The sequence below is a fragment of the Microbacterium sp. P2_F9 genome, assembly GCF_056403635.1.
On sequence record NZ_JBFUFC010000131.1, the window covers coordinates 1 to 10,543 of the forward strand.

Genomic DNA, 10,543 nt, shown 5'->3' on the forward strand with positions numbered 1-10,543 from the left:
CTGCGCAGCGACGCGGTCGCCCACACGACGGCGCGCACGAGCCGGCGACCGCCCGCGCCGGTCGCGACCGTGCGCACGGTCGTCTCGTTCGCGCCGCCGGTTGCGGCGGTCGTGCGACTGATCCGGGTCTCGGTGGGACTCATCAGGCCTCGCGACGCGTGGGGGGCGCGACATCCAGCAGCACCTGTCCGACCACGGCCTCCTGCGTGACCCCGTCGAACTCGGCCTCGGGGTGCAGGATCAGGCGGTGCGAGAGCACCGGCACGGCGAGCGCCTTGACGTCGTCGGGGGTCGAGTAGGTGCGGCCGAGCGAAGCGGCGCGGGTGCGCGAGGCGCGCGTGAGCGCGAGGGCGCCGCGGATGCTGACGCCCAGGCGCACCTCGTCGGCCGAGCGGGTGGCGTCCACGAGCCGGGCGATGTAGTCCAGCACGAGCGCGTCGATGTAGACGTCGCGCGCCAGGTCGGCCATGCCGACGAGCGCCTGCGGCGTGATGACGGCGGCGAGTTCGCTGGTGGCGACGGCGGCGCCGTCGAGGATGCGGACCGTCGACGCATGGTCGGGGTAGCCGAGCGACGTGCGCATCATGAAGCGGTCGAGCTGCGCCTCGGGCAGCCGGTAGGTGCCGGCCTGCTCCACGGGGTTCTGCGTCGCGAGCACGAGGAAGGGCACGCCGACCTGGTGCGACACGCCGTCGACCGTCACCCGGCCCTCCTCCATGACCTCCAGCAGGGCGGACTGCGTCTTCGGGCTCGCCCGGTTGATCTCGTCGGCCAGCAGGATGTTGGCGAAGACGGGACCCGAGTGGAACTCGAACTTGCCGGTGGCCTGGTCGTAGACCGTGATGCCGGTGATGTCACCCGGGAGCAGGTCGGGGGTGAACTGGATCCGGGTGTTGGTGCCCTGCACGGACTGCGCCATCGCCCGCGCCAGCGAGGTCTTGCCGGTGCCGGGGACATCCTCGAGCAGCACATGGCCGTCGCTCAGCATCGCCGCCAGCACCAGCTCGACCACGTGCCGCTTGCCGAGCACCGCTCGCTCGACGTTGTCGGCGAGCTGGGCGAAGGTCTGCGCGAACCAGGTGGCCTGCTCCTGGGTGATGGTCATTCGGGTTCTTCCTTCGGGTTCGGCGGGGGCGGGTTTCAGCGCGGTCATGGCGTGGCGGGAGGGAGATTCGGCTGGCAGGTGGCGCTGAGGACGGCGGATGCATTGGAGAGGCCCCAGTTCTGGGCGCTCCAGCTGACGGCGACGCCGATCCCCGCCACGCGGACGGCGCCGACGGGAACCTGCCACGACCCCGCCGTGTAGGGGAGCACGGCATTGCCGCTGTCGTAGAACGTGAGCCCGGCATCGGCGAAGGAGATCGCGGCCTTGCCGAGGGGTGTGGCGGACGAATCGCCGCGCGTCGTCAGCATGCTCCCACCGACGCAGGACTGCACCGACCAGGTCGCCTGCAGCTGGTACGGGGCGCTGCCCGCGGCCGGGACGACCTTCGCCCACGGGGTCGCCGTGCCCCAGCGATCGTGGACATACCGGACGGTGATGCCGGGGTCGCGGTCGAAGACCGTGGCGGGCCAGCCGGAGAACTCCACGTGGTTGTTGTTCGGCATCCGCTCGCTCGAAACCGGCTGCGCGCGCACGAGCCACTCGGCACGGCTGTCCGTGACGTTCGGCACGCCGTCCACGGTGAAGGTCCAGCCCTGCGGCGCGCGCCCGGTCTGCACGGCCCGCACGGTCGCCGACGTGGTGACCTGCCCGAACGAATCCCCATCGAACCAGGACTCCGCGCAGAGCACGAAGCGGTACTCCTCGCCGTCGGCGAGCCCGGCGAACACCGCCGTCGCGCCGTCGTCGGAGGGGGCGCACCGGTCGCCGTCGCGCACGATGCCGAAGCGGATGCTGGAGCCGTCGCCGTTGAGGGTCGCCGAGGCGGTGGCGGTCACCGTGGCGGTGCCGTCGCCGATCGAGGTGGCGCTGAGGGTCAGGACCGGGTCGCGGGGCGCCCCTATGCCGTTCGCCGAGATCGTCGTCGCCGCACCGAACACGTCGCCGCCGAGACCCGCCGGGAGCTCATAGCGCGTGTACGGCGTGACGGTGATCGGAGAGGACACGTTCGATCCGACGCGGTACGCCGGCAGTTCGATGCGCCGATCGTGCGAGGACACCGCAACGCGCACGGTCTCCCCCGCCGGGCTGGTCACCTCGATCGCGCCCGTCCGGTCCGTGTCGATGCCGTCGATGGTGAGCGCGACGATCCCGCCCTCGCCGTCGGTGACGACCGGTGCGGCCACGATGGACCCCGGTGCCGCGGGAGGGTCGTACGCCCACGCGACCGTCCGCACACTGGCGCGCGATTCGCCGACGGCGTTCACGGCGACGGCCTCATAGGTCCGCTGCTCGCCGTTCGGGGCGCTGATCGCCGGGCAGTCGCCGTCCGCGCCGCAGCGCGCCACGATGCGGCCGTCGGAGCGGATGATGAATCCGGACAGCGCCGGGTAGGCCTGGGCCGCCTCGCCCGGGTCGACGCGGAGCGTCAGTTCGCCGTCGGTGAAGCCGGTCTGCGCCACGCTCGCGGGCGTCTGCGGGAAGCCCTGCAGGTCGAGCACCAGGCGGCCGTCGCGCTCGGCATTGGTCCGCCTGCCCTGTGCGTCCTGGACGGAGAAGACGGCGGTGCAGGACCCGCCGGGTGCGGTCGCGCCCCACGTGGCCCTGACCGCCGATGCCGAGGCGACCTGGAACGAGACATCCGCACACGCGCCGGTGGCGCGCACGTCGATGAGCTCGAGCGGCGTCCGAGGCAGCGGGTTGACCTCGCCGGCGGCGCCGATCACCGAGATGGTGCACGACGTTCCGGTCGCCTGCGAGCACTGCTGCGACACCGACCCGCCCTGCGGGAGCGTGGAGGGCGCAGCGCCCACCCGGAGGATCAGGCGGGCCGGGGCTACGCCAGGATGGCTGGTCACGGTGACCACCGCGGCTTCCTCCGCCCCGGCCACGGCACGGTCGGAGCCGACGACCGTCACGGTCGAGCCGGAGAGCGAGACATCGAACGCGGCACCGTCGTAGGCGAGCGCGTATTCGATGCTGCTCCAGTCGTCGCGCAGCTGCCAGGTCGTCAGCTGCCGGAGATCGAAGGTCGTCGTCTCGCCCGGTCCCACCGTGACGGACGCCGTATGCAGCTCGGGCTGCGGGTCGAGGGCGTGCACCACGATCGGCACCGAGAGGTAGGTCCAGTCGTCCTGGCCGGACAGCCGCACCGGCACCTGACAGGCATCCGTCCACGGCGCCGCCGCGCCGGCGGTGTAGCGCACCTCGGTGCCCGATGCCGGCTCGCAGGTCGCGTCGGCGCGCGCGCCGGAGGCGCGGATGTCGGCGCCGACCTCGAGCCCGCCGTCACCGGGCGCCGCAACCAGGTCGGCCATGTCGAACGTGACCTCGGCGAGCTCATCGACCTCCGGCGGCCGTACCCCGCTGCGCAGCACGAGCGAGAGATCGTCGTCGCCCGGCACGCGCAGGAAGGCGTAGGTGGTCACCGGGCCGGACGGGCCCTCGCCGGTCACCGCGAAGGGGATGATGCGGGTGGATGAGGGCAGATCGCCGCTGAGCTCCCAGCCGTCGACCGCTACGCCGCGCTGCCCACCCCAGAGCCCGACTTCGAGCCCGTCGATGTCGCCGGCCGACCAGGTCGTCTTGCCAGTGAGGACATCGACCCCCTGCGTGAAATCCTCGCGGTTCTCGACGGTCAGCACGGTGTCGGCGACCACAGGGTAGTCGGGAACGCTCTCGCGCACGACCCGGACGACGATCAGGCCGCGACCCGTGTTGCCGGAACTGGAGACCACGTCGTAGAGGAACGACATCGTCTCGGGCTCGGTGCCGGCCGCGATCACCACAGTGCCATCGGCGGTGGATTCGATCCGGCCGGCGAGCCGCGCGTATTCGGGGCTTGCGGAGCCGTCGTCGAGCGTGGGCGCGACATCCGGACGCACGTTCTCGAGGGCGAGCGTGCCCTCGGTGGGGTCGAGGTCGTTCGCGAGCGGACTGACCCGGGTGGAATTGCCCGCACCGGCCTGCACCTGCACATAGTCGGTGAAGGTGATGGGGCTCGGGTTCGACTGGCCGTCCAGCACGCCCACCCGTGCGGTGCCCTCGCCGGTCTCGCCGAGCGCATCGACTACGCGATAGCGGAACGACACCTGGCCGCGGAATCCCGCCACGCTCGTGTAGACGATCGACTCGCCATCGGCCGAGACCGTCGCGACGCCGCTCTGCGGCTGGGTGACGATGCGATCGAGCGTGACGACATCGCCGTCCGGATCCATGCCGAATCCGTCGAACTCGATCGTCGAACTCTGACCGCTGAGGACCCGGCCCTCGAGGGTCTCCGGCGAGGGCCCCCGGTTCGCATCATCGGGGAGCACGCGGATGCGCACATCGGCGACATCCGCGAGCGACGGGGCGCCGGAGGTGTAGATCCCGTACCTGACGCCGTACTCGCCCGGCGTGGCGGGGGCGAGATATCGCAGCACTCCCCCGGACCCGAACGCCAGCGCGGCGCTGCTCGACGAGACGACCGATGACGGATCGAGCGTGGGGCGCCCTCCGGCAGGAGCGATGTCGTTGTCGAGCACCGGGATGTCGATCTGCGCGCCGGCACGCACGACCACGGTGTCATCGACCGCGATCGGGGCGAGCTCGGGCGCGGGCGGCAGCAGGTACACGGTCGCCTCGCCCTGCACGCTGGAGCCGCGATCGTCGGTGCCGTCGCTGATCGTGTAGGTGACCGTTCCCAGGCGCCCGGCCGCGCCGGAAGGCGTCGCCCCGGAGACCCGCAGGTGGTCCTGGCCCACCGCATCGACGGAGAGGATCGCTCCGCGGTCGGCCCGGGCGACCACGTCGCTGAGCAGCAGCACGCGCCGGGTCGGGTTCGACGCGACCGCGAACACGTCGACCGTCGCGTCCTCCTGCGGATGGACGAACACCACGACGGGCGGAGTGGCGAGGTCGGCGGGGGCATCGGCGGGCAGGACCGTGATCCGCGCCGTCCCGGTGGCTTCGCTCAGGCCATCGGTGACGGTGAAGTCGACCCGGTACACCCCGGGCAGCGCTGCCGCGAAGTCGAAGGCGGTGGTGCCGCCGACGACCGTCGCGCGTGCGGAGCCCTCGTCCAGGACATGCACCGACTCCAGCGAGATCGCGCCCGCGGTGCCCGTCACGTGCGGCGCCACATCGATGCTCATCCCCGCGTCGATGGTGTCCACCACCGCGAACGACTGCACGGCGATCACCGGCTCGGGCGAGACCCGCACGAGGAGGGGCTTGGTGACCGTGGCGCCCCACGTATCGGCCATCGTGACGGTGAGCTCGATGAGCTCGGTCGTCCCGCTCCCGTCGTCGGAGTGCTGGTAGACGACCTCCCCGGCCGGCGTCGCGGCCACGCTGCCGATGCCGGAGGCGTCCTCCACCGACAGCAGGAGCAGCGGGTCGCCTTCCGGGTCGACCCACCCGGCGAGCAYCGGGACGGTGACCGTGCCGCCGCGCGCGACCTCCGGCTCCGGCCACGTGACGAGGCATCCGGGCACCCCGCACCAGGCCGGCGCAGACTCCTGGGCCGCTGCGGCGACCGTGAGCGTCACGGTGACCGGGGCCGACAGGAGTCCGCCGGCGCTCGTGCCGTCGGTCGCCGCATAGCTGAACGACGCGGAGCCGTGCGCCTCAGGGGTGGTGCGCACCGTGAGCCGCTGTCCGTCATCGGTGATCGACACCGTCCCGAAGCCGGGGTCGAGGCCGGTCACCGAGGTGGGGTCGATCGAGAGCACGTCCTCGTTCGGGTCATGGTCGTTCATCAGGACGGGCAGGGTGGTGAGGTCGCCGGCGCGCACGCCGAAGGCATCCGGCTCGGCGATCGGCGGGCGAGGATCGATCACGAGGGAGAGCTGCTCCTCGCTGGGCTGCGACTCCGCGTCCGTGCGGTCGTCGAGCGACCAGTCCTGGCTGGATGGGACGAAGCGTCCGTCCGGCACCGTCCAGACCCACCCTGAGCGTGTCTCGTTGAGGATGACGGCGTCGTCGCTCGCGACGAAGACCGGTCGGCGCTGGTCGCCCAGCGCGGGCGCGCCGTAGTCGAGCGGCGTCGTCTGCGCCGACCCGGAGTCCCACAGCACGCCGCCGCCGTCGCCGGCCGGCAGCCAGGCCGCGAAGACCTCGCCGCCGTGGACGATGGGCTGCGCCGGAGTGCCGAGCACGGTCTGACCCGTCCCGACCTCGCGCACCGGCGCCGAGCCGTCGACCGGCACGCGCTCGAGCCCGGTCTCGGACGCGAGGTACACCTCGGTGCCGTTCGGATCCGGCTCACCCACGACGACCTTGCCCGTGGTGCCGGTCGCGATGGCGGCGCGTTCGCCCCGCAGCCAGGCGTCGCCGTCGTCGGCGTCCACGACGACCCACTGATCCCCGGCCGCGGTGATGGCCGGCGTCGAGAGTCCCTCGGCGACGAGCGGATCGCGCCCGAGCACCTCCGAGGACGCGATGTCGTACCGCAGCACGGCCGCGTCGGCACGGGAGTAGCTGAAGAGCCGCCCGCGCGCATCGACGGCGATCGCATCCGCGGCGTACTCCGGCGCGTTCTGCTGCGCCCCGGACGCCGGATCGAGCTGCGCCGCCTCGCCGGCGGAAAGGCGCCCCACCCACACGGCGCCCGAGTCGGTCCGGTAGGCGACGAAGTCACCAGCGGCACTGACCTCGGTCGTGCCGGCCGGGGTCGAGGGCGACGCGCGCAGCGCGTCATCGTCGAGGTCGACCGGAAGCGACTCGTCGATCTTCGTCAGCCTGCTGTAGCTGTCCGAGAACAGGAACGCGGCATCCGATGTCTCCACCACTTCGCTCGGGTTGCTGACGCTGCGAACGGTGTCCAGCTCGCCGATGCTCGTGTTCACCCGCGCGTAGCGCCGTCCGTCGCCGGTCTGCAGCGCCCACACCGAGGTGTCGACCTCGGGGGTCTCCTGCGCGTCGAGACCCGGCCAGACGAACCAGGCGCCGACGATCAGCCCCAGGGCGGCCGCCGCGGCGACGAGGCCGGCGACCGTGCGGCGGCGCATATCAGAGCACCCCCGTGAAGGCGAGCACTGCGGCGATGACGGCCGCGAMGAGGCCGACCCCGGCGGCGCCTGCGACGATCCATGGTCCGACGCGCTTCGGCGACCGCGTCACCGAGGAGATCTCGGTGTCTTCGTCGCGGACCAGACCGGCGAGCGCGGCATCGGGTCGCGCCTTGCGGCGTCCGTTGTGCGGCACCGTGCTGCGGGTCGTCCCGCGCATCGCGGTATCCGTGAAGTCCACCGGAACGGATGCCGCGGCCCACTCCGCCGTCGGCACCTCCAGCGCCGTCGGCGCGAGGCCCGCCTCCACCTGCACCTCGCGAAGTGCTTCGGCGAACGCGCGCGCCGAGGGGAACCGCTCTCGCGGGTCACGGCTCATCGAGCGCTCCAGCACGTGCTGGAGCGACGCCGGCACGTCGGTGCGGGGGATGGCGGTGTAGGTGGCCCGGGCGATCCGCCGGCGCAGCAGCTCCTTGGTGTTCTGCCCGCGCTCGCGCCGCTCGAACGGGCTGTGCCCGGCGAGCAGCGAGTAGACGGTCGCCCCGAGGCTCCAGACCTCGCTCGCCACGGTGCCGGCGGTCTGCTCGCCCACCACCTCGGGGGCGCTCCACGGGATCGACATGGCGAGCATCTCGTCGGCCGAGTTCTTCGTCAGCGACGACGAGATGCCGAAGTCCGCCAGCACAGGGGCCCCGAAGGTGGTCACCAGGATGTTGCTCGGCTTCACGTCGCGGTGTACGAGACCGGCCACGTGGGCGGACTCCAGGGCCCCCGCCATCCGCACTCCGATCTCGAGCACCTCCGGCACCGGCATCCGCTCGATGCGGTACCGCTGCGTGAGCGATCCGGGGCAGTACTCCATGACGATGTACGGCCGGCCGTCGGCCGAGATGCCGGCCTGGTAGACGGTGACGATCGACGGATGGGCGGAGAGGTGGGCGAGGACATCGGCCTCGGCGTTGAACATGCGACGCAGTTCGGGGTCGCGCACGTCGCTCGGGAGCACTTTGACGGCGACATCGCGCCGAGGCATGTCCTGCTCGTAGAGGAAGACGTCGGCGAAGCCGCCGGAGCCGAGCGGACGGATGTAGGTGAGGCCCGGCAGGATCGGGGGCGCCGAAGGAAGGCGTGCAGCCACCGGTCCTCCCACCTTCTCTGCCGCCGGTCGGCGGCCGATGGGCCGCGCCCGCGAGCCCGGCAATGTTAGCAAATCAGCCTTGGGAGCCTGCTGGCCACCCTCGAGCCTGTGGAGCGGCGCCGGTCAGAGCGCGGGAGGCTCGTTCGGGTTGAACGGCGCGTCGAGTGAGCGGGTCAGCTCCTGGAGCATCGMCTCGATCTGCGGCTCGACATACTGCGTGATCGCCGCCTGGATGCGCAGGCGATGGTGCAGCAGCACCGCGCAGACCTCGCGGCCGACCATGTTCGCGTAGTCGTCGGCGAGCCCGACCTCCTGGCGCAGCGCCGCTTTCGCGTCGGCGCTGAGCGGCGGGAGCGCCGGAATGTCGGCATCCACCTCTTCGGCGAGACCCGAGATCGTGAACAGGAACGGCGCGCCGGCCACCGGCTCGGGATCGAGCGGCAGTCCCTCGAACTCCGGGTCGAGTCCTTCCGCCGGCCGATAGCTGCGGGCGCGGTTGCGCGCGGCCTGCTGGTCGAGCTCCGCCTGGAGCATCGGCAGGTTCTTGGCCGTGTACTCCGCGACCGAGTGATCGACGATCGTCTTCACGCGGGTCGACAGTCCGTGCTGCACGCCGTGCGGAACGTCAGACCCGAGCCCCGCCGCGGAGAGCACCRGTGAGCCGAAGCAGCGGCGGCATGGTGCGATCCGGCCACGATGCGTGGCTGGCTCCCACCGCGGCAGCCAGCGCAGCCAGGCGTCCACCGCCTGGCTTACCTGGGTTTCGAGCGAGCGCTCCACGTCACAACCGTAGTACTGGAGCACGCGTCGCGACCGGATGCCGCGGCATCCGTCCCTCTCTCGAAAGGGCTACTCGTCGAACGGGTCTTCCCATGGCCAGCGCGGCCGCTGCGCTCTGGTGCGGACGAGGGCGATGCCTCCCCAGGCGCAGATCGCGCCCGATGCCGCGATCACCACCCCGAACCAGGACGTGACCACGCCTCCGGCGGCCGCCGCAGCCGCCGCGAGGTCGGCGCCCCCGAGCGCCGCTCCGCACCACACCCCGAACATGTAGGCGAGGACGCAGACGAGGGCGGTGACGGCCGCTCCCCAGAACGACGGATGCGGGCGGCGCAGCCATAGCCCGAGCGACACCGCGAACCCGGCCGTCGTGAAGGCGGTGCCCAGGATGCCGGGAATCTGCCCGAGACCCGGCACGGCGAGCACGTCCTGGTCGAGGAGCAGGCTCACCACGCCGAGCCCGCAGATCAGGAGCGCGACGAAAGCGGCGACCGCGAGACCGAGCGCGACGATCGGGCGGACAGGTCCGCCCTCGGGCCGCGAGGTTTCGGTCACCTATTGACGATAGATCTGCGGACCCGCTTCCAGGGTGCGCTCGTACTCGCGGTTCGCTTCGAGGTTGAGCTCGGTGACCCGCTTGCCTCGCGCTGAGGCCCACGCGCCGAACCAGATCGTCAGCTCGCGGCCGATGATGAAGGCGGCGACGGCGAGCGGCGCGAACAGGTTGTCCTTGACGAGGTCGACGCCCTCGGTCGGGGTGAGCATCCAGAACGGCTCCTGGACCAGGATGCCGAGCACATAACCCGCCCAGGAGATGACGCCGACGAAGATGCCGAAGATGACCCAATGGGCCCAGCGTCCGCGGTTGATGATCGCGCCGAGCAGCCAGAAGCCGAGGAAGAAGAGCACGATCGGCAGCCAGAACACCCAGGATTCGACGGCCGTCGTGAGCGGGGTGATGACGTCATCGGTCGAGATGTCGCCCGTGACGAATCCGATGCCGAGCCATGCGGCGACGTAGAGCACGGCGAACGAGACGGTGGCGAGCAGGCCGATCGCGCCGGCTGCGGCGCGGTTGCCGCGCGGGCGGGGCGGCTCGGGGGCCTGGACGAAGATGGGCTGCGGTGCGACGGCGTATGGCGCCTGGGCGACCGGCTCGCTGGGTGCCACGGCGTAGGCACCGGCCGCAGCGGCTGCCGCTGCGGCGCCGTTGTGGTCGGCCTCGGGTTCGACGTAGGCCGGCTCGACGTAGGCGGGCTCCACGTTGGCGGGTTCGACGTTCGCGGCGGCCGCGGCACCCGCTGCGGCGATCTCCTCCGCAGTCGGCTCGGGCTCGAGGTAGGCCGGGTCGACGTAGGCGGGCTCTGCGGGCTCCGGCTCGACGTAGGCCGGCGCCACTGCTGCGGGCTCCGCTTCTGCCGCAGGCGCCGACTCGACGGCGGGTTCTTCGGCGGGTGCTTCCGTGCTCGGCTGCTCCGAGTCCGAGTCCGGGACCGCGTCGCGCCCAGCGGCCTCGGCATGGGCGAGACC

Annotated in this window: 6 protein-coding genes; all 6 read right to left on the bottom strand. The window is 72.0% G+C overall.

Annotation, left to right across the window (positions count from 1 at the left end):
- Positions 1-142 precede the first annotated feature (142 nt).
- Positions 143-1,105 carry an AAA family ATPase gene (locus tag AC1DVT_RS13605; RefSeq protein ID WP_457101856.1) on the bottom strand — a complete coding sequence of 321 codons (963 nt, stop codon included), beginning with the start codon at positions 1,103-1,105 and terminating at the stop codon, positions 143-145.
- Between the two features lie 44 nt (positions 1,106-1,149).
- Positions 1,150-7,095 carry an Ig-like domain-containing protein gene (locus tag AC1DVT_RS13610; protein WP_477389591.1) on the bottom strand — a complete coding sequence of 1,982 codons (5,946 nt, stop codon included), beginning with the start codon at positions 7,093-7,095 and terminating at the stop codon, positions 1,150-1,152.
- 1 nt (position 7,096) lies between these two features.
- Entirely contained in the window at positions 7,097-8,233 is a 1,137-nt protein-coding gene (locus AC1DVT_RS13615) for a serine/threonine-protein kinase (RefSeq protein ID WP_477389593.1), read from the bottom strand.
- Positions 8,234-8,356: 123 nt separating this feature from the next.
- The gene (locus AC1DVT_RS13620) at positions 8,357-9,013 is read right to left on the bottom strand and encodes a spermidine/putrescine ABC transporter substrate-binding protein (RefSeq protein ID WP_477389594.1); all 657 of its coding nucleotides are present in this window, start codon (positions 9,011-9,013) and stop codon (positions 8,357-8,359) included.
- Between the two features lie 69 nt (positions 9,014-9,082).
- The gene (locus AC1DVT_RS13625) at positions 9,083-9,568 is read right to left on the bottom strand and encodes a hypothetical protein (protein ID WP_477389596.1); all 486 of its coding nucleotides are present in this window, start codon (positions 9,566-9,568) and stop codon (positions 9,083-9,085) included.
- On the bottom strand, positions 9,569-10,543 hold a 975-nt coding region (locus AC1DVT_RS13630; protein ID WP_477389598.1), incomplete at its 5' end, for an ABC transporter.